This is a genomic window from Klebsiella sp. SYXHC3 (genome assembly GCF_057196925.1).
Genome location: NZ_JBXUNG010000001.1, coordinates 264,050 through 282,731, shown reverse-complemented (window position 1 = coordinate 282,731; position 18,682 = coordinate 264,050). Strand labels below are relative to the sequence as shown.

At 55.4% G+C, this 18,682-nt stretch carries 19 protein-coding genes; 9 read left to right on the top strand and 10 right to left on the bottom strand.

All coding sequences use genetic code 11. From position 1 onward, the window contains the following. The first annotated feature begins 156 nt into the window (after nucleotides 1-156). Nucleotides 157-1,341: an MFS transporter gene (locus AC2CGP_RS01365; RefSeq protein WP_032714453.1), complete on the top strand. Its 1,185-nt coding sequence runs from the start codon at nucleotides 157-159 to the stop codon at nucleotides 1,339-1,341. Nucleotides 1,342-1,556: 215 nt separating this feature from the next. Next, a complete protein-coding gene (locus AC2CGP_RS01360) occupies nucleotides 1,557-1,847 on the top strand; it encodes a hypothetical protein (RefSeq protein ID WP_015366702.1) in 291 nt (96 codons plus the stop codon). 6 nt (nucleotides 1,848-1,853) lie between these two features. Here the strand turns inward: AC2CGP_RS01360 and AC2CGP_RS01355 are convergent, their stop codons facing one another. Further along, entirely contained in the window at nucleotides 1,854-2,654 is an 801-nt protein-coding gene (locus tag AC2CGP_RS01355; protein WP_045365837.1) for an MBL fold metallo-hydrolase, read from the bottom strand. Between the two features lie 177 nt (nucleotides 2,655-2,831). Here AC2CGP_RS01355 and tam point away from each other — a divergent pair, with 177 nt between their 5' ends. Continuing rightward, the gene (gene tam / locus AC2CGP_RS01350) at nucleotides 2,832-3,596 is read left to right on the top strand and encodes a trans-aconitate 2-methyltransferase (protein ID WP_154105099.1); all 765 of its coding nucleotides are present in this window, start codon (nucleotides 2,832-2,834) and stop codon (nucleotides 3,594-3,596) included. Here tam and AC2CGP_RS01345 read toward each other — a convergent pair. Beyond that, a complete protein-coding gene (locus tag AC2CGP_RS01345) occupies nucleotides 3,586-4,359 on the bottom strand; it encodes a DeoR/GlpR family DNA-binding transcription regulator (protein WP_015705335.1) in 774 nt (257 codons plus the stop codon). The two genes, tam and AC2CGP_RS01345, sit on opposite strands and share 11 nt — an antisense overlap. Nucleotides 4,360-4,579: 220 nt before the next feature. On the opposite strand from AC2CGP_RS01345, the gene otnK reads away from it, so the two are divergent. From otnK to denD, 5 genes are all read left to right on the top strand, one after another. Beyond that, on the top strand, nucleotides 4,580-5,848 hold the full coding sequence (otnK, locus tag AC2CGP_RS01340) for a 3-oxo-tetronate kinase (RefSeq protein WP_045365832.1): 1,269 nt from the start codon (nucleotides 4,580-4,582) through the stop codon (nucleotides 5,846-5,848). Beyond that, nucleotides 5,845-6,474, top strand: a complete 630-nt coding sequence (gene otnC, locus AC2CGP_RS01335; protein WP_032711593.1) for a 3-oxo-tetronate 4-phosphate decarboxylase — start codon at nucleotides 5,845-5,847, stop codon at nucleotides 6,472-6,474. The genes otnK and otnC overlap by 4 nt, the downstream gene beginning before the upstream one ends. Then, nucleotides 6,474-7,253: a 2-oxo-tetronate isomerase gene (gene otnI / locus AC2CGP_RS01330; protein WP_020078910.1), complete on the top strand. Its 780-nt coding sequence runs from the start codon at nucleotides 6,474-6,476 to the stop codon at nucleotides 7,251-7,253. Before otnC ends, otnI begins: the two co-directional genes overlap by 1 nt. A gap of 63 nt (nucleotides 7,254-7,316) precedes the next feature. After that, nucleotides 7,317-8,633 carry an MFS transporter gene (locus AC2CGP_RS01325; RefSeq protein WP_015366709.1) on the top strand — a complete coding sequence of 439 codons (1,317 nt, stop codon included), beginning with the start codon at nucleotides 7,317-7,319 and terminating at the stop codon, nucleotides 8,631-8,633. A gap of 19 nt (nucleotides 8,634-8,652) precedes the next feature. Further along, nucleotides 8,653-9,636 (top strand): D-erythronate dehydrogenase, encoded by a 984-nt coding sequence (gene denD / locus AC2CGP_RS01320; RefSeq protein ID WP_045360802.1) that lies wholly within the window; start codon nucleotides 8,653-8,655, stop codon nucleotides 9,634-9,636. Nucleotides 9,637-9,795: 159 nt separating this feature from the next. Here the strand turns inward: denD and AC2CGP_RS01315 are convergent, their stop codons facing one another. From AC2CGP_RS01315 to sad, 7 genes are all read right to left on the bottom strand, one after another. Continuing rightward, entirely contained in the window at nucleotides 9,796-10,236 is a 441-nt protein-coding gene (locus tag AC2CGP_RS01315; protein ID WP_032711589.1) for a GNAT family N-acetyltransferase, read from the bottom strand. A 216-nt stretch (nucleotides 10,237-10,452) separates the two neighbouring features. Then, the gene (locus AC2CGP_RS01310; RefSeq protein ID WP_032714447.1) at nucleotides 10,453-11,904 is read right to left on the bottom strand and encodes a tagaturonate reductase; all 1,452 of its coding nucleotides are present in this window, start codon (nucleotides 11,902-11,904) and stop codon (nucleotides 10,453-10,455) included. A gap of 103 nt (nucleotides 11,905-12,007) precedes the next feature. Further along, on the bottom strand, nucleotides 12,008-12,547 hold the full coding sequence (locus AC2CGP_RS01305) for a GNAT family N-acetyltransferase (protein WP_032714446.1): 540 nt from the start codon (nucleotides 12,545-12,547) through the stop codon (nucleotides 12,008-12,010). 81 nt (nucleotides 12,548-12,628) lie between these two features. Then, nucleotides 12,629-14,050, bottom strand: a complete 1,422-nt coding sequence (locus AC2CGP_RS01300) for a GGDEF domain-containing protein (RefSeq protein ID WP_015366715.1) — start codon at nucleotides 14,048-14,050, stop codon at nucleotides 12,629-12,631. Nucleotides 14,051-14,164: 114 nt separating this feature from the next. Further along, nucleotides 14,165-14,533, bottom strand: a complete 369-nt coding sequence (locus AC2CGP_RS01295) for a DUF4186 domain-containing protein (protein ID WP_015366716.1) — start codon at nucleotides 14,531-14,533, stop codon at nucleotides 14,165-14,167. Continuing rightward, nucleotides 14,533-15,459, bottom strand: a complete 927-nt coding sequence (gene glsB / locus AC2CGP_RS01290) for a glutaminase B (RefSeq protein WP_015366717.1) — start codon at nucleotides 15,457-15,459, stop codon at nucleotides 14,533-14,535. Before glsB ends, AC2CGP_RS01295 begins: the two co-directional genes overlap by 1 nt. A gap of 80 nt (nucleotides 15,460-15,539) precedes the next feature. Then, nucleotides 15,540-16,925, bottom strand: coding sequence for a succinate-semialdehyde dehydrogenase (sad, locus tag AC2CGP_RS01285; protein WP_015366718.1), 1,386 nt, complete (start codon nucleotides 16,923-16,925; stop codon nucleotides 15,540-15,542). 105 nt (nucleotides 16,926-17,030) lie between these two features. Here sad and ptrR point away from each other — a divergent pair, with 105 nt between their 5' ends. Next, entirely contained in the window at nucleotides 17,031-17,909 is an 879-nt protein-coding gene (gene ptrR / locus AC2CGP_RS01280) for a putrescine utilization regulator PtrR (RefSeq protein WP_015366719.1), read from the top strand. 10 nt (nucleotides 17,910-17,919) lie between these two features. Here the strand turns inward: ptrR and AC2CGP_RS01275 are convergent, their stop codons facing one another. Beyond that, entirely contained in the window at nucleotides 17,920-18,681 is a 762-nt protein-coding gene (locus AC2CGP_RS01275) for a DeoR/GlpR family DNA-binding transcription regulator (protein WP_015366720.1), read from the bottom strand. Between the last annotated feature and the right edge of the window lies 1 nt (nucleotide 18,682).

Genomic DNA, 18,682 nt, shown 5'->3' with positions numbered 1-18,682 from the left:
AAATAATATGGGCGTTATTTATCATCTGTATAGCTATATTATCGGTCATTTTGCCAATAAATGAACCGAGCGTTGGCATAAAATGCTCGCCCGCTCGCCGGAGCCGCCGCGCTTGCGCTATGCTTAACCTCCCTTTCGTTTTAAACACTTAGCGTTATGACTACTTCTGTCAGCACCACTCAGCTTAACCTGCGAATTATTTCCATCGTTGTCTTCACCTGTATCTGCTATCTCTCCATCGGCCTGCCGCTGGCGGTGCTTCCCGGCTACATCCACTACCAGCTCGGGTACAGTACGCTAATCGCCGGAGTCGTTATCAGCCTGCAGTACATTTCAACGCTCGTAAGCCGCCCGCATGCTGGCCGCTATACCGATATCTGGGGGCCAAAAAAGGTCGTTAGCCTCGGCATCATCTGCTGCATGTTAAGCGGACTCTTCACCCTCGCGGCGGTGATGTTGCAAGCTATACCGCTTCTCGCCGTCAGTGCCCTGTTGATTGGCCGGGTTTTCCTCGGCGTGGGAGAGAGCTTTACTGCCACCGGGGCAACGTTATGGGGCATTAAAACCGTTGGCGCGATTCACACCTCGCGGGTGATTTCATGGAATGGCGTCGCGACCTACGTGGCAATGGCCGTCGGCGCGCCGCTGGGGGTGATGCTCAATAGTTATTTTGGCATCAGCGGTTTTGCCGTAGTGGTGGTGCTGGTTGCGCTAATTGGATTACTCTTCGCCCGTACCCGCCAGGATGTCAGCGTGACCGCCGGAGTGAGAGCGCCATTCCATGTGGTAGTGCGCAGAATCTGGCCCTACGGGCTGGGACTGGCGCTGGGTACCGTCGGCTTTGGCGTTATCGCCACCTTTATTACCCTCTATTTTTCGGCTCACCACTGGCAAGGCGCGGCCTTCACCCTCTCTCTTTTCAGCATCGGTTTTATTTGTATACGCCTGATCCTTGGCAACACCATTACCCGCTACGGCGGCGTGCCGGTGTCGCTTGTCTGCTTCGTAGTAGAGTGTCTTGGGTTATTGATTATCTGGCAGGCACCGTCGGCGTGGATCGCCGGTATCGGCGCATTCCTCACCGGTTCTGGTTTCTCGCTGGTCTTTCCGGCGCTGGGCGTCGAGGCGGTGAAACAGGTAGAAGAACAAAACCAGGGTACGGCGCTGGGTACCTATTCAGCCTTTCTCGATTTGGCGCTGGGTTTGACCGGCCCGGTGGCCGGTTGGGTGGCGGGTTATTATGCGCTTGATACGCTGTATCTGCTAGCTGCGGTGATAGTCGCCATGGCGTTTATCCTGCTGCTTCGGGTTCGTCTGCAACAGACCAGGGCGAACGTATGATGTATGCCGATTAATCATGATACTGGTAACAATTTAATCAATAATTGACGACGCTTTAATATCCGTGCCACCATTCCGCGAGCATCCAGTCCTGGATGCCGGGCGGTACGGGTGCAGTGATAGAGGTCGTCAACAAAACGATCCCCCCGTGACCTGGCTCCATTCGACTCGTCGCCTGATGCGGCGAGCGGCTTACCCTGGCGGGAAATACCGACATGCATCAAAGTTTCAACCAGCGCGTTCATTTTTACTACTGCATTCTGGTCGCGCTGAAAATCCACGTAAAAACGAAAAAATCGGGCGGAGCGAGAGGGAAAAATAACTTTCTTCTCAAATGGTTGCGTAAAGCGCAGGACAACAACATCTTTCACCCGGATATCACCAGCGAAATCGAATGGCTACGCGGAAAAATTATCCAGGCCGGTCATGATACTGACCTTGAGCCGATGCTGGAATTCGTCTATGCCACCGCCCGGCGCGCCGAAATGCTCAAAGATGCCGACTGATCCTTATTAAGCTAGCTGCAAAATATCCCCTGTAGCCGGCGACTGTGCGCCGGCGAGCCACAGTTTTCCCCAGGCGCCGGTACAGTGGCAGGCCAAAATTTTCTCCACCTGCAGCTGCTGTAAGTAACTTCTCACCTGCCAGACCCTGGCGACGGATGCGGCGCGCAGGTGTAGCCCACCGATCAATGCGTGGACCCGCTCGATGCCGGTGATATTCTGACAATGCCGCACAATGTTCTCTACGCCACGATGTCCGCAGCCGCAGATGATGACCAGACCGTGGTCGGAAAGATAAATAAGGACGCCTTCATCGACGATATAATCAGGCGTCAACGGCGCGCTGGCTAAAACGCCAAAGGATTGCGGACGGTTTACCACAATCTCGCCGGACCACAACAGACGTTCGCTGATGGCAAACGGCTGCCGGTAGCATTCCATGCGAAAGCGGGAATAGTCGAGCTCAAGCGAGAGTTTTTTGATTTTGCGTACGTGCCGGCCAAGGCTGATAGCGGCATAGCGCGGTTGGGTAAGCTGTGGATGACAAATAATTCGGCTCCCCTCCGGCAGCCAGGGGACGCCACCGCAGTGATCGTAATGGCCGTGTGATAATACCGCCGCGGTCAAGTTATCCAGTTTAATCCCCATCCGCTGCGCATTCTTAAGAAAACTGCCGTCAGGGCCGGTATCAAACAGCACTTTGCTGGTTTCATCTTCAAGGAGCAGGCTAAGTCCGGCTTTGGCAGTCAACGCCGGATCGGCGTGCGCCGCAAGGCGATTTTCCAGTAATACCCTGATGGTTAAGGCCATTATTTCATTCATCCCTGTTATATATGCCCTACCAGTGTAACGAAGAAACCCTGCAATCTGTGTGATGAGCGCCGCACCCTTCGCCCCAAAAAAGTGACGCTGTCACTAAAAAACAACTTCACAACCGCGCTACGTCCTCTATGCTGATAGACGCGGATCGTTAACTTGAGGTTATCTATGGCAGACTGGAATCCCTCGCTGTATCTGAAATTTGCTGATGAGCGCACCCGACCGGCGGCTGAGTTAACGGCGCGTATTGCGCAACAGCCGGTCAAGCTGGCTGTGGATCTGGGCTGCGGTCCAGGCAACAGCACGGCCTTACTGCGTGCAGCGTGGCCTGAAGCGCGAATTATTGGCGTTGATAATTCCGCCGCCATGCTGGCACAGGCGGCGCAAGCGCTTCCCGATTGTGAGTTTATCACCGCAAATATAGAAGACTGGCAGCCATCTGAGCCCGCAGACGTGATCTATGCCAATGCCTCTTTACAATGGCTCACAGACCATCAAACGCTGTTCCCGCGACTGGCCGGCCAGTTAAGCGATGGCGGCGTTCTGGCGGTTCAGATGCCGGATAACTGGCAAGAGCCCTCTCATACCCTGATGCGTCAGGTCGCTGAAGAGCTGGGATTTCCGGAAAGTGGCCGACAGCCGCTCCCCAGCGTCCAGCAGTATTACGACATGCTGAGCAACAGCGGTTGCGAGGTGGACATCTGGCGCACCACCTATTATCACCCTCTGGAATCGCACCAGGCGATCGTTGACTGGCTGCAGGCGACCGGTCTGCGCCCGTATCTGCAGAATCTTGATGAAGAAGAAAAGAACGTGTTTTTAGAGCGTTATCTGATGCTGTTACAACAACATTATCCGTTACAGTGTAACGGGAAAGTGCTGTTATTGTTCCCGCGACTGTTTATTGTCGCGCGACGCCGGGTTAACGCGTAGTCGCCAGTTCGACATCAACGTTAAGCGCATTCAGCTGATTTACCACACTGCCGCTCAGCCGGTCATCGCTGATGATGACATCAAGCTCGCTCAGCGGCAGGATCAGGTAATTCGCCATTTTTCCATATTTTGATGAGTCGCTTAGCAGGATACATTTTTCACTTACCTTCGCCACGGTCTGTTTCACGATGGCTTTATTTTCGTTGGGCGTCGACAGTCCGCGCAAATTCCATGATGACGCCGAAATAAACGCGACATCGATAAACAGGTTCTCCAGCATTTTTGCCGTCAGGTGGCCAACGGTCGACTGATTCTCACGGCATAAGCGTCCGCCGGTATGGATCAATTCACATTGCCCGCGTTCAATCATCAAATTGGCAATGGCGAAATCATTGGTGATGATCAGCAAGTCCTGACGCTCAACCAGGTTTTCGGCCAGTGCGAGCGTCGTGGTCCCGGCATCCAGATAGACGGTGCTGTTCGCGGGAATATGCTTAAGCGCCGCCAGACCAATAGCCTCCTTTTCCTGGGGAAACATAAGCGTTTTATCGCGATGCGAAGGTTCATTCAGCAGGCGGGTTCGTTGCGGAAGTGCCACACCCCCCGATACGCTGGCCAGCACGTTAAGCTGCTCCAGGCGCTGAATATCGCGCCGGATTGTCATATGCGACACGCCCAGCGCCTCGACCAGTTCGACGACGCTGACCACCCCTTTGTCTTTAATGATTTCCAATATCTTCTCTTGTCTCTCCAATGGCAGCATCGATTTCTCCTGATGGTGTCTCGCTATCTCATATTTTCACATTTTATCACATTATCCAGGGCTGTACACCGGATTAACAGTGCCAGTTAATGTGAAAAATAGATAATAAATGTTATTTATTGTGATCGTCGTCGCTGTATTCATCACCTCAATCATTGATATTAACATTTAACAACAGATAATACCGTAAATTAACACTCGCTGTATGAGGGGACAGGATATGAGAGCAGGCATAATTGCCGATGATTTTACCGGCGCGACGGATATCGCCAGTTTTCTGGCTAATAACGGAATAGCGACCAGCCTGTTTAGCGGCGTCCCCGGTGAAGATTACCAGGGCGATGCTCGCGCATTAGTCGTGAGTCTGAAATCACGTTCTGTTTCAGCCAAAGAATCTGTGACGCTGTCACTGAATGCGCTGCGCTGGTTGCAACAACAGGGGTGCGATCGTTTTTATTTTAAGTACTGCTCCACCTTCGATAGCACGATCGAGGGGAATATCGGTCCGGTCACCGATGCCTTGATGGATGCGCTGGGCGTCGCAACCACGGTGCTCTCTCCGGCGTTGCCTATTAACGGTCGTACGGTGTATCAGGGACATTTATTCGTTGAAGACCGCCTGTTGCAGGAGTCCGGTATGCGCAATCATCCAGTCAATCCCATGGATGACAGCGATCTGCGCCGTTTAATGGAACGTCAGTCACGCGGCACATGCGGTCTTATCAATGCGCAGATTCTGGAATCCGGCGAGGCGGCCGTGCGCGACGCGCTCCAAACCCTATCCGCCGCGGGCTATCGCTATATCGCGCTGGACGCATTAAACGAGAAACATCTGCAAATTCAGGGGCAAGCGCTACAAGAGATGAAGCTGGTTACCGGAGGTTCCGGCTTAGCCGCCGGTCTCGCACGTAATTGGGCCAACGCCACGGAGCCTTCCCTTCCCTTTAGCGTCACCACGCCAGCGGCCAGTACGGTAGTATTATCCGGGTCCTGCTCTATGAGAACTCAGTCACAGGTGGAAAAATACCGCCAACTGGCGCCAGCGCTGGCCGTGGACGTGGCAGGTTTGCTTGATAAACGCTGGACGCTTGATGAGTATTGCGGTCAGATCGTTGAATGGCTGCACCAGCAGTCCGACGCGGCCATGGCGCCAATGGTTTACGCCACGACTTCGGTCGCAGAGCTGCACAACATCCAACAGCGCTATGGCGCCGAGCCAAGTCGGTTGATCGTTGAGACGCTGTTTTCTCAATTAGCAAAACAACTTGCGCAGCAAGGCGTGAGCCGGTTCATCGTCGCGGGCGGAGAGACCTCCGGCGCGGTAACGCAAGCGCTTGATATTCACCATTTCACTATCGGCGCTGCAGTCTCACCCGGCGTTCCGTGGATCAAGGCAGATTCCCGGCCGCTTTTCCTGCTGCTCAAATCGGGTAATTTTGGCGATGACAATTTCTTTGCCCGCGCGCAGACCGCGGAGGCTTGTGCATGAACGAGTCATCCTTACGCCAACAGATGGTCTCTATCGCTCGCTCTTTCTTTAATCGCGGCTATGCAACCGGTTCGGCTGGCAATCTTTCCGTCCAGCTTGCTGACGGCACGATTCTGGCCACCCCGACAGGCTCCTGTCTTGGCGAGCTTAACGCCGAAGAATTGTCGCACGTGACTCTGAGCGGTGAATTGCTCTCGGGTTTAAAACCCTCAAAAGAGGTGAGTTTTCATCTCGCGCTGTACCGCAACAATCCGCAGTGTCGCGCCGTCGTCCATCTGCATTGCCATTACCTGACGGCCCTATCCTGCCTGCAGGACCTGGACCCGGCTAATACCCTGCCGGCCTGTACACCGTATGTGGTCATGCGGGTCGGCGAAATACCGCTGGTCCCCTATTTCCGCCCAGGCGATCCGCAGATTGGCCAATGGCTCGGCGAACGCGCCGCGCAGCATAAGGCTTTTTTGCTGGCTAATCATGGCCCGGTGGTGGTGGGTAAATCGCTACGCGATGCCGCCGACAATCTGGAAGAGATGGAAGCGTCCGCCCGCCTGTTCTTCACGTTGAAAAACAGCCCGGTGAACTATCTCGATCATCAACAAATGACTGTGCTTCGAGGAATGCAATAATGTTGAAACTTGCTGCCAATTTATCGATGTTATTCGGCGAAAATCCGCCTCTGGAGCGCTTCTCCCTGGCGGCCAGAGCCGGTTTTAATGCCGTTGAGATGTGGTTCCCTTACGAATATCCCGTAGAGACCGTCGCCCGCGAATTAGAGAAACATCACCTCAAGCTTATCGGCATTAATACTCCGGCAGGCAATACCGCACGCGGCGAATGGGGATTATCGGCTTTACCTGGCCGTGAAGAGGAAGCCCGCAAAGCCATTGATTTAGCCATTCACTATGCTGCGGCTCTGCAGTGCCCGGCGATACATGTTATGGCGGGCGTCACCGAAGGGTTCGATCGGCAGCACTGTGCGGACACGTTTATTGACAACGTACGCTACGCGGCGGATCTGGCCAAACCGCATAACATCACCATTTTGCTTGAAGGTTTATCGCCCGCCACCCGTCCGGGTTATTTATTTTCCAGCCAATATCAGGCGATGGAATATATTCGCCAGGCGGACCGCGACAATATTCGACTGCAGCTTGATATTTTCCATGCCCAGCAGGTCGATGGCAATCTAACGTATTTATTGAAAAACTATAAAGAGTATATCGGCCATATTCAGATTGCGTCGGTACCGGCGCGCCAGGAACCGATTGACGGCGAAGTGGATTATCAATGGATTTTCGCCGTACTCGAGCAGGAAAAATATGATGGTTACGTCGCCGCGGAATATAGTCCTCGCGCCGGAACGCAAGCCGGACTGGATTGGGCGCAAGCCTGGTTAAATAACTAAAACCTACATAATATCAATGCCTCAGTGAGCACCGGTGCGCGCTCATTTTTCGGAGATAGAACTATGTCAAACCACTCTGCGTTGAGCCTGGAGGGCGTTGCGCCTGCCATAAATGAAGAGTTAGTGTGGAAGAAAGTCGTCCGCCGCACGCTGCCCTTATTAATGATTTGCTATATTCTGGCCTATCTTGACCGGATCAACGTCAGTATCGCTAAATTACAAATGTCGAGCGATCTGGCATTTTCCGACACCGTTTACGGTATCGGTGCGGGAATATTTTTCATCGGTTTTTTCTTTTTTGAAATTCCCAGTAATATGATCCTTCATCGCTTTGGCGCCAGACGTTTACTTGGCGGTTTACTTATTTCCTGGGCGCTCATTGCGCCGCTGACGGCATTTGTGCGCACGCCGCTGGAGTTTTATACCGTGCGCTTCTTTTTAGGCGTGGCGGAATCTGGCTTTTATCCCGGGGTAATTCTGTATCTTTCGTTCTGGTTCCCCAGCTATCGCCGCGGGCGGATGTTCGCCCTCTTTGCTACCGCCGTACCGCTTTCCGGGATCCTCGGCGCTCCGCTCTCAGGGTGGATTATGGGCCATTTTCATGAGTACGGCGGTCTCGCTGGCTGGAAGTGGTTGTACATTATTGAAGGCGCGCCATCTCTGCTCATTGGCGTGCTGGTGATATTTCTGCTGACCGACCGCATTGCGCAGGCGAAATGGCTGTCAGATGACGAAAAAGCGTTGCTCGAGGCGCGACTGCGCAGCGATGGCAGCCATAAGACCGAACAGCATGGTTCGATGCTGGCTGTTTTGAAGAATCCGAAGGTGTGGTTACTGACTTTTATCTATTTCTGCCTGATTGCCGGGTTCTATACCGTCAGTTTTTGGATGCCAACGCTGATTCATAACGCCGGTGAAGGCGATGTGCTGAAAGTCGGATTGTTAACCGCTATTCCTTATGCCGCAGCGATAGTCACCATGATTGCCGCTTCGCGCAGCGCCGATAAACGCAGAGAACGTCGCTGGCATCTCGCCGCCATCGCCGTCATGAGCGGCCTGGGGATGATTATTGCGGCGCTGTTCAGCCACGATCTGGTGATTGCGATGATCGGTTTAACAATTGGCGCCGCCGGCGGATTGAGCACCCTACCACTCTTCTGGAGCCTGCCGACGGCCTTCCTTGGCGGCGCTTCCGCCGCGGTCGGTATCGCGGTAATCAACTCCTTTGGCAATCTCGCCGGCTTTGTCGCCCCGTGGATTATGGGCCTGCTCACCGATATGACCCATTCGACGCTAACCGGCACCTTAATCATATCCGCGACGCTGTTTATCGGCGCTGCGGCGATATTCCGTATTCCTGCCCGTATGGTTAACCATTAATAATATTGAGAAAATCACCATGAATAATAAATTAACGATTGCCGTCACCGGCGCCGCCGGATTTCTTGGCTCCCAACTGGTCAAGGCGCTACTTCAGCGTGGTTCGCTAAGCGGCCCGCAGGGCGAAACGCAAGAAATCGGTAGACTGATCGCTATCGACCGCGTGGCGTTACAGGGGATTGACGATAGCCGTTTACAGGTATTAACCGGCGACATCAGCGATAGCGAATGGTTATGTAGCGCGATTCCCGCTCAGGTCGATAGCGTCTTTCATTTAGCCGCCATCGTTTCAAGCCAGGCGGAACAGGACTTCGAGCTGGGGATGAAAATCAACGTTGATGCCTTCCGCCAACTGCTCGAGCACCTGCGCCAGTTGCCGCAGAGCGTCAAACTGGTGACCACCAGTTCGGTGGCGGTATTCGGCGGCGACTTGCCGGAAAAAGTGAGCGATTCACAGGTATGGTTGCCGCAGAGTTCTTACGGCACGCAAAAAGCCATTTGCGATCTGTTACTGGCGGATTATAGCCGTCGCGGTTGGCTTAATGGCAGAAGCCTGCGCATGCCCACCATCGTCGTGCGCCCGGGGAGGCCCAATCAGGCGGCATCGAGTTTTGCCAGCGGTATTATCCGCGAGCCACTTAATGGGGAATCCGCCGTTTGCCCGGTCACGGCGGATACCCGTCTGTGGCTGTTATCGCCCCGTAACGCAATTAAGGCTTTAATTCACGGGCATGAACTGGCTGAAGCACAGTTGACGGACGGTCGGGTGATTAATCTCTGCGGGCTGTCGGTCAGCGTCGAACAGATGATCGCGGCGTTGCGCCAGGTTGCCGGCAGTGAAGTCGCGCAGCGTATCACCTTCACGCACAATGCCGCCATTGAACGCATTGTCAATTCGTGGCCCGGCGATTTCGACACGCGCTATGCTCAGCGTCTTGGGTTTATCGCCAACCACAGCTTCAGCGAAATGATCGAAGAGTATATGGCAGATTACCTCAAATAGGTTCGGTACCAGCGGCGCCCGACGGCGCCGCTGCATGTTACCAGGGGAAGTCGTGAACCAGCGAAAGATCCCAGGCGGTGGCCAGTAACGACAGAAACATAATCAGATTAACGGTAGTTTCGATTCGTTTTTCCATGCTGCTTCTCCTGTGTCGCACAGCTAGAGCTTCATCAGATACCGAACATAATCGTCCGCAGGGGTGAATTCATCATACAGTCGGCGTGCAGGATTATCGTGACGGGTGTGCCAGTACAGCCGCGACCATCCCTGAATTTTACCTTCAGCCTGCAGGGTTCGAATCAGCGTTCTCGCGACTCCCCGTCCGCGGGCTTTTGGTGCAACAAACAGGTCTTCCAGATAACAGACAGGCGTCGTTACCCAGGTGCCTTCGTGAAGTACGCAGATAGCAAACCCCAGCACCTCGCCCTCAACCACGGCTACCCGACCGATCACCGGAGACTGCGGATCCAGCAGACGTCGCCAGGTATGTTCGGTGACGGTTTCCGGCTGCGGGCTATTATAGAACTGCGTGTACCCCTCCCATAACACTCGCCAGGCGCTGTAATCCCGGTCAGTAGGTTCACGTATGTCTATATTCATTGATGGGATCTCCGCACGCTAAACATCATCGTTAAGTCATTATTTTGCTTTCTGAAAATGACTTCAAGCGCCGAGTGCACATTTCATCCCTTTCCCCGCTGCGAAGCGATGTCGGTACGATGTTACTGCAACGGTTTACTGCTAACAACAACCAGAATGTTGTAACTAATGAAAGAGATTAACCCGGCAGCATGCCGGGTCATTGCAGAGGAGCGTTTAGCACAGCGGTTTTACGGCGCTGCGCATGCCGTCACGTAAGATAGCATCCAGATTAGCCGTTACCTGCGCCGTCAGTCCAGGCACCTGCGTCAGATCCTGCTGCCAGTGCGATTCTACCGACAACACCGACGCTACCAGATCCTGCGTTGAAAGCTGGCCATCGCGATGCTGCGCCCACAGCTTCTGAAAGCGTGCGATCCACTCCGCGTCGTCCTGAACCGGGTAGACTTCACCGTTACGCTCACCGCGGTAGAAGGCGATCAATGCCGCCAGCGCGAAAGTCAGGCGCAGTGGCAATTTACCGCTTTGCTTCTGCCCTGCCAGCAGCTGCGGCAGGATACGTGTACGGAACTTAGTCATGCCATTGAGGGCGATGGATAACAGCTGGTGTTTGATATAGGGGTTGCGGAAGCGTCCTGTTACCGCGCTGGCGAATGATTCCAGCTCATCGCGCGGCAGATCGAGAACCGGGATAATCTCCTGGTATATCGCTTTTTCGACAAATGCGCAGACTTCCACGTCGTTCATCGCTTCACCAACGGTGTCCAGACCTGCCTGCCAGGCCACCGGCACCAGTGCGGTATGCGCGCCGTTGAGAATCGCTACCTTTCGTTCTTTATACGGTTTGATATCGTCAACAATCAGCACGTTGAGCGGTAATTTATCGAGGCGCAGTTCGGCGGCCAGCGATTTCGGCCCCTGGATCACGAACAGGTAAAAGTGCTCGGCGGTATCAAGAAAGGCGTCGTTATAGCCAAGCTGCGTTTCAATCTGCTCCGCTTCATCGCGCGGATAGCCGGTAACGATGCGGTCCACCAGCGTTGAACAGAAGGTGTTCGCCTCTGCAAGCCAGGCGGCGAAAGCTGCCGGCAGCGCCCATTCACGTGCATAGCGCAGCACCAGTTCACGCAGCGCCTCGCCGTTATAATCGATGAGCTCACAAGGGATGATGACCCAGCCTTTATCAGCGGCGCCGGCAAAATGGCTGAAACGCTCATATAGCAGCCGGGTCAGTTTCGCCGGATAACTTACCGCCGGGGCATCGTCAAAACGGTCCCCGGCATGGTAGCTGATACCGGCCTCGGTGGTGTTGGAGAAGATAAAGCGAATATCCGGATTGTGCGCCAGGCGCAGAAATTCGTCATAGTCGGCGTAGGCGCTAATTTCGCGGTTTACCGAACGAATAAGACGGGCATCGCTGACTGCTTCGCCCTTTTCATTCAGTCCGCGAATAATCGTGGTATAGAGGCCGTCCTGAGTGCTCAGCGACGGCGGGAAATCGCTGGCGATGGGTCGGACGATGACCACGCCAGCATTCAGGTCAGTATGCTCGTTAAGCAGGTCAATTTGCCAGTCAACAAACGCCCGCAGGAAGTTACCTTCGCCAAACTGGATGATACGTTCAGGGTACTGCGCGCCGGGGAAATCACGACGGTTTAAGGTTTTCACAATGGGTTCCCTCTTAGAGTAGTCATACAACCTGAGTAATTGGTCCAATAAGTTATCAGGTTTTATGCTTCGCAAAACCCCGTTTTGATCAAACCTCTTCGCATTATTCTGTCGTCGGGAGGATCTTATAGAACAGCGAGGTACCCGACATTTCCCCGTCAGGCATTAAGGCAAACTGCGGAATTTCTCCCGCTTTTTGCCAGCCGCACTGCTGATAGAAGCTCTCCGCGCCGCTGCCGGTGGCGGTATCCAGCACCAGCACGGTTTTCCCGTGCGCCAGTGCAATAGCCTCAAGCTCGCTCATCAGTAACCCGGCGATCCCCTGCCGGCGCGCATTTTGGTGAACCAAAAGCTTGGCGACATCGGCGCGGTGCGGCTGGTTTTCCGGCTGGTCGATAATCAACTGGACGGTCCCCACTATCTGCCGTTGTTGGTTTTCGGCCGCCAGAACAATCCGCTCGCCGGCAGCGACGCTTTGCGCCATCCGCTGCCAGAAGCGCTCGCCGGTGTCCGGTGAAAACGGCTGCATAAAACTGACCGAAGCCCCGCCGTTCACGCAGCTGGCGAGGATTTCATTTAATTGCGGAAGGGATTCAAGAATAGATTCACTCGTCAGCGTGCGAAGTGATATAGGTGTGGCCATAGGTTGCTCCCTGAAAATGACCACATCACTATGTTTTTAACTAATATTTAACTCAAGCAAAAAGACCATTGGATTTTCTTATCATACGCCGTCAGGCAGCGCCTGCACGCAAACACGATTGCGCCCGGCCTGCTTGGCGTTGACTAACAGGTCATCCGCTTCCATCAGCAGCTGATTAAACAGCTCGGCGATCCGTCCTTCACCGACTTCGCGGCACTGCAAGCCGAGACTCACCGTCAGGCGAATACGCTGCTGCCCCCAGGTGAACGTTTCCGACTCAATCCCCTGACGAATTTTTTCCGCCAGCAGATGGGATTGTTGAGCATTATCGAGCAGCGCCGCAACGGCAAACTCTTCCCCGCCGATACGCGCCACCATTCCCTCTTCGCCCGCCAGTTCACGTACGCGCTGGGCAAACTGGGTCAGCACGCAGTCACCGCATTCGTGGCCCCAGGTATCATTCACCCGTTTAAAACCATCGATGTCCAGCACCATCACCGAGAGCTGTTTATCCGGGTGCGGCGCCTGGCGTTTCAGCGCCTCGCCCAAACCGGAACGAGAGTAAACCCGGGTCTGAAAATCGAAATCAGCGCGGAGCGCCAGCTGTTTGACCAGGTTATTGATAGCCTCGACGCTGGTCGCCACGATCACCGGGCTAATCAGCATCGCCGCCATGCCGAGACGGGTTGAAAACAGCTGCCACGGCTGCGGACGCGCATCCGGCGACAGATGGATAAGCGAGTTTGCCACCAGCAGAATCTCAGTGATACCGGTAATAAACGTTAGCAGGCAGGTCAGCGGCAATGGATAGCGAATCGCGCACCAGATCAGCGCCGGCAGCGGGAAAGTCAGGCTTCCGGCGCCGCCTACCGCCACGCCGAGCGCCATCGATAGCACCAGCGCTATCACCGGCAGTAGTTGGCTAAAGCGAAAGCGGCCCAGCACCGATGGCAGCGTCAGGGTCAGAATAAACGGCAGGATGAGGACCGCGGTCGAGAACTGCTCGCTAAACCAGTCCGCCAGTTGCGGAATAAAAGTCGCCCGTTCAACATCAACCGAGCCCAACGCGCCAACCGCCGCGCACACCAGCGCCGCCAGCAGGCAATAACAAAAAAGATTCAGAGCGTTAATTGGCCCCGGCATCGAATCGGCACGCCGCTTATCCCACAGCACCAGTTGCGCCAGAATGACGATGAAGACGATATTGGAGAAGTTAATCAGCAGCGACGCAAAACCCATGCCCCAACGGGAAGTCAGGCCGTCATAAACCAGCATCGCGGCAAAACAAATAGCGTAAAAATAGCTGCGATTTAGCCAGACGTAGCGTGCGAAAATACCTGCCATAACGGCATTGAGCGGCCAAAAGAACGAGAGCTCCTGCACCAGACGTAACATAGCGCCCATAAAGTGCAGCAGGATCGTCAGCGTGAATAACACCAGCGCATCGCGCACCGGTTGATCCTCGCGAAATAGCGTGAATGACCGAATCGACAGTGAAGACATTCAGTAATTATCCGTCTAATTGTTTCAGGCAATTATTATGTAAATAATTAGTTAGCGGATTATCATAGCATGAGAATATTTGTTAGGCATACTGCCATGCCTGAGCGTTATCGGTTAACGGTTGGTAATCGCGTTCATTTCCATCACCAGCCAGTGGTGAATCACCTGTACCACGTAACGCTGCTCCTCGCCGCTCAGTTCACGCCCGCGCGGGATCGCATGCCACTTTTCCAGACATCCGCGGCAGCAGGTCGCCGTAGCGTGCTGGGCGATAAATACCGGGTGCCCGCGCATCGGCGTCTGCTTGCCGTCATTAGCAATCTGCGCCGGGGCCAGCCGTTTGGCGATAAAATCCGCCGCGTGGCTGTCGATAATCTCCGGCCCTTTATCATAACAATACTGCCGCTCTTTCACCCCGAGGTGGAAACGAGAGCGGAACGTTGAACGCCCAAGCCGGGCGAACAGATTTTCCATTGCAGACATCAGAACACCGATCTTCCTAAACGTTGGGTGAGTTTTTCCAGTAAGGCGATCCCCGCCAGCGAGTTACCCGCTTCATCAAGTTCAGGACTCCACACCGCAATCGCCATCTCCTGCGGCACAATCGCCACAATACCGCCACCGACGCCGGATTTTGCCGGCAGCCCGACACGCCAGGCAAACTCGCCGGCGTTCTGGTACATGCCGCTGGTCATCATCAGCGCGTTAACCTGCCGCGACTGAATCGGCGCGATGACCGGGTCCGCCAGATGCGGGGCAATCCCCCGATCGGCGAGAAACAGGAAAGTCCGCGCCAGCTCAACGCAGCTCATCTCCAGCGAACAGTAGTGGAAATAGTTTTGTAGCACCGTGGCGACATCATTATGGAAATTGCCGAAGGATTTCATCAGCCAGGCGATGGCGGCGTTACGTGCGGAGTGTTCGAACTCGGAGCGCGCGACCACCGAATCATAGGCGATATCGTCCACCCCGCTCAGCCGACGCACGATCTCCAGCATTCTCTGACGCGGCGCGCTCAGGCGGCTTTGCAGCATGTCGCAGACCACCAACGCCCCGGCGTTGATAAAAGGATTACGCGGTTTGCCCTGCTCGATCTCCAGCTGCAGTAAGGAGTTAAAGGGCTGGCCGGAGGGATCTTTACCGACGCGCTGCCAGATCTCCTCTTCCTGATAATGGTTCATCGCCACCACCAGACTGAGCACCTTCGAGATAGATTGAATCGAGAAACGTTCGTGGGCATCGCCGGCGCTATAGTGCTGGCCGTCAACCGTACAGATGGCGACGCCCAGTTTATTGCCGCTGACCCGCGCCAGGGCTGGAATGTAGTCCGCTACCTTGCCGCGCCCTATCAGCGGCCTGATTTCTGCCAGAACGGCATCCAGCATTGCATTATTAATAACCGTCGCCACACTCGGCTCCTTGCCCACCATCGAAATTCGGGTGGCGAGTATAGCAGAGCGCGGCGACGGACGTCAGGCGCTAACGTCGATTAGCGGCGGTCTTTCCATACGGTTTGAATATTGCAGAACTCATGCAAACCGAAATGCGACAGTTCCCGACCAAAGCCGCTCTTCTTCACGCCGCCAAACGCCACGCGAGCATCGCTGGCGCTGTAGCCATTGATAAACACCCCGCCGCACTCCAGACCACGCGCAAAACGCTCCGCTTCCGCGCTGCTTGACGTAAAGACGGTTGCCGAAAGGCCAAACTCGCTATCGTTAGCCAGTTCAAGGGCATGGGCCGCGTCGCGGGCTTCGCTGATGGTAGCCACCGGGCCGAAAAGCTCCTGACGGAAACCGGTCATCTCCGGGGTCACGTTGGCCAGTACCGTTGGCGCGTAGTAGTTGCCGGCGCCGGCGATTTTCTCGCCGCCAAGCAATAACGTCGCCCCTTCCTTCAGCGTGGCTTCAACCTGTTGATGCAGTTCATCGCGCAAATCAAAACGCGCCATCGGGCCGATGTAATTTTGCTCGTCGCGCGGGTCGCCCATTTTCAGCGCCGCCACCGCGGCCACGAATTTTTTAGTAAAAGCGTCGGCGATACCCGCCTCAACGATAAAGCGTTTCGACGCCGCGCAGACCTGCCCGCTGTTCTGATAACGGCCGACAACGGCGGCTTTCACCGCTTCGTCCAGATCGGCATCGTTAAGCACGATGAAGGGATCGGAACCACCGAGTTCCAGCACGCATTTTTTCAGCGCTGCGCCGGCCTGAGCGCCGATTGCCCGCCCGGCGCGTACGCTACCGGTCACCGTGACCGCCGCGATACGATCATCATTGATAATTTGCGAGACGCCTTCATTGGTGGCGTTGATCCAGCCAAAGACGCCAGCCGGCAGACCCGCTTTGGCAAACAGTTCGCCCAGCAGCTGCGCGCTGCCCATCACGTTCGGCGCGTGTTTCAGCAGATAGCTATTCCCAGCCAGCAGAATCGGTACCGCGCCGCGCAGAACCTGCCAGACCGGGAAGTTCCACGGCATCACCGCCAGAATCGGCCCCAGCGGCCGGTATTCAATCACCGCCTTATTATCTTCTACCTGGGTGGCTTCGGTCGCCAGCATCGCCGGGCCATGTTCGGCATACCAGTCGCAGAGATTAGCCGATTTGCTCACTTCGCCGCGTGCCTGGGCGATGGGCTTACCCATTTCAAGGCTGATCATTTGCGCCAGTTCTTCACCGCGGGCGCGCATTGCGCCGCCGACTTTACGCAGCGCGGCGGCGCGATCGGCGACCGTTACCTGGCGCCACTGGCGAAAACCCTGTTGCGCCAGGGCAATGGCTGAATCCACTTGTTGTTCGGTTGACCACGGCAGAGACGACACGACTTCACCAGTGGTCGGGTTCACGGAAACCGCGTGGGTGGCAGATAAATTCATGGTTATTCTCTCTGTAGGGATTGCGAAGTGTGGATAGTGTGGCCTACTCTTCCTTTCATTGAAAATGAATAATATTAAGCAATACATTCACAAAAGAAGAATACTATGGACCTTACCCAACTTGAGATGTTTAACGCCGTCGCCAGTACCGGCAGTATTACCCAGGCCGCGCAGAAGGTGCATCGCGTCCCGTCGAATCTGACCACCCGCATTCGCCAGTTGGAGGCCGACCTCGGCGTCGAGCTATTTATTCGCGAAAATCAACGGCTGCGTCTGTCGCCCGCCGGGCACAGTTTTTTACGCTACAGCCAGCAAATCCTGGCGTTAGTCGATGAAGCGCGGATGGTGGTCGCCGGCGATGAGCCGCAGGGGCTGTTTTCCCTCGGCTCGCTGGAAAGTACCGCTGCGGTGCGCATCCCCACCACGTTAGCCCTTTTCAACCAGCGTTACCCGAAGATCCACCTGGCGTTGTCCACCGGCCCTTCCGGCACCATGATTGACGGAGTACTGGAAGGCACGCTCAGCGCGGCGTTTGTCGACGGTCCGCTGGTTCATCCCGGTCTGGAGGGGCTACCGGTGTTCCCGGAAGAGATGATGATCGTCGCCCCTTATGGCCATGCGCCGGTAACCCGCGCCAGCGAGGTCAACGGCGCGAATGTCTACGCATTTCGCGCCAACTGCTCCTACCGCCGTCATTTTGAGAGTTGGTTTCACGCCGACCGAGCGACGCCCGGAAGGATCCATGAGATGGAGTCCTACCACGGTATGTTAGCCTGCGTGATCGCCGGCGCCGGGCTGGCGCTGATCCCACGCAGTATGCTGGAAAGTATGCCAGGCCATCAGCAGGTTTCCGCCTGGCCGCTCGCCGAAGAGTGGCGCTGGCTGACGACCTGGCTTGTGTGGCGACGCGGCGCGAAGACGCGCCAGCTGGAGGCATTTATTGAATTGCTGAACGAGGACCGTCAGGCGGCAAGCGCGACATGATGGCCGGACGTTAATCGGCGATAATCAGCCGCGGCGAGAGTTCCTGGAGCGCATCACGGGTCTCCCCTGGCAAATGCGCATCGGTGATGATGTCCGTGAGTGAGTCGAGGTGCGCGATATTGAACAGCGACCAGGCGCCGTATTTCGAACTGTCGGCCAGCAGGATCCGCCGCCGGGCGTTGGCGATCAGATCGCGCTTCAGCGCCGCCTTCTCTTCCGTCGGCGCGGTAATGCCCTTTTGCAAATCCCAACCGTTACAGCTGACGAAGGCCAGATCCGGCCACACATTCTGCAGCAAGCGTCGCCCATGCTCACCAATACACGACTGGCTGCTGTCATCGATGCGCCCGCCGATAATCGTCACCTCAATCTGTTTGAATTCAGCCAGAAACAGCGCGATATGCAGATCGCTGGTGATGACCCGCAGCGGCAGATGCGTAATCTGTCGCGCCAGTTCAATCATGGTGGTACCGGCGTCCAGCACAATGGCATCGCCGGCCTTGATAAGCGACGCCGCCGCCCTGGCGATGGCGTATTTCTCCTGAGGGCTACGCTGCGCTTTTTCCAGCGTCGTCGGCTGTGTGGGAATAAATCGGTTGAGCGTCACGCCGCCGTGGGTACGGCTAATGACCCCTTCCTGATCGAGTTTAATCAGATCGCGACGGATGGTCGCCGGCGAGGCGTTAGTTACCGCAACCAGTTGGTCGACCGTTACCAGATTATGGCTTTTCAGGAAGTCCATAATCTGCTCTAACCGATTATATCCCTTCATG

What these genes read in the sequence shown, in the direction of transcription:
- AC2CGP_RS01365 (WP_032714453.1), top strand. Translation starts at nt 157, where the DNA reads ATGACTACTTCTGTCAGCACCACTCAGCTTAACCTGCGAATTATTTCC.
- otnC (WP_032711593.1), top strand. Translation starts at nt 5,845, where the DNA reads ATGAACGAGTCATCCTTACGCCAACAGATGGTCTCTATCGCTCGCTCT.
- AC2CGP_RS01300 (WP_015366715.1), bottom strand. Translation starts at nt 14,050, where the DNA reads ATGTCTTCACTGTCGATTCGGTCATTCACGCTATTTCGCGAGGATCAA.
- AC2CGP_RS01295 (WP_015366716.1), bottom strand. Translation starts at nt 14,533, where the DNA reads ATGTCTGCAATGGAAAATCTGTTCGCCCGGCTTGGGCGTTCAACGTTC.
- AC2CGP_RS01315 (WP_032711589.1), bottom strand. Translation starts at nt 10,236, where the DNA reads ATGAATATAGACATACGTGAACCTACTGACCGGGATTACAGCGCCTGG.
- ptrR (WP_015366719.1), top strand. Translation starts at nt 17,031, where the DNA reads ATGGACCTTACCCAACTTGAGATGTTTAACGCCGTCGCCAGTACCGGC.
- AC2CGP_RS01305 (WP_032714446.1), bottom strand. Translation starts at nt 12,547, where the DNA reads ATGGCCACACCTATATCACTTCGCACGCTGACGAGTGAATCTATTCTT.
- otnI (WP_020078910.1), top strand. Translation starts at nt 6,474, where the DNA reads ATGTTGAAACTTGCTGCCAATTTATCGATGTTATTCGGCGAAAATCCG.
- sad (WP_015366718.1), bottom strand. Translation starts at nt 16,925, where the DNA reads ATGAATTTATCTGCCACCCACGCGGTTTCCGTGAACCCGACCACTGGT.
- AC2CGP_RS01355 (WP_045365837.1), bottom strand. Translation starts at nt 2,654, where the DNA reads ATGGCCTTAACCATCAGGGTATTACTGGAAAATCGCCTTGCGGCGCAC.
- otnK (WP_045365832.1), top strand. Translation starts at nt 4,580, where the DNA reads ATGAGAGCAGGCATAATTGCCGATGATTTTACCGGCGCGACGGATATC.
- tam (WP_154105099.1), top strand. Translation starts at nt 2,832, where the DNA reads ATGGCAGACTGGAATCCCTCGCTGTATCTGAAATTTGCTGATGAGCGC.
- AC2CGP_RS01345 (WP_015705335.1), bottom strand. Translation starts at nt 4,359, where the DNA reads ATGCTGCCATTGGAGAGACAAGAGAAGATATTGGAAATCATTAAAGAC.
- AC2CGP_RS01275 (WP_015366720.1), bottom strand. Translation starts at nt 18,681, where the DNA reads ATGAAGGGATATAATCGGTTAGAGCAGATTATGGACTTCCTGAAAAGC.
- AC2CGP_RS01360 (WP_015366702.1), top strand. Translation starts at nt 1,557, where the DNA reads ATGCATCAAAGTTTCAACCAGCGCGTTCATTTTTACTACTGCATTCTG.
- denD (WP_045360802.1), top strand. Translation starts at nt 8,653, where the DNA reads ATGAATAATAAATTAACGATTGCCGTCACCGGCGCCGCCGGATTTCTT.
- AC2CGP_RS01325 (WP_015366709.1), top strand. Translation starts at nt 7,317, where the DNA reads ATGTCAAACCACTCTGCGTTGAGCCTGGAGGGCGTTGCGCCTGCCATA.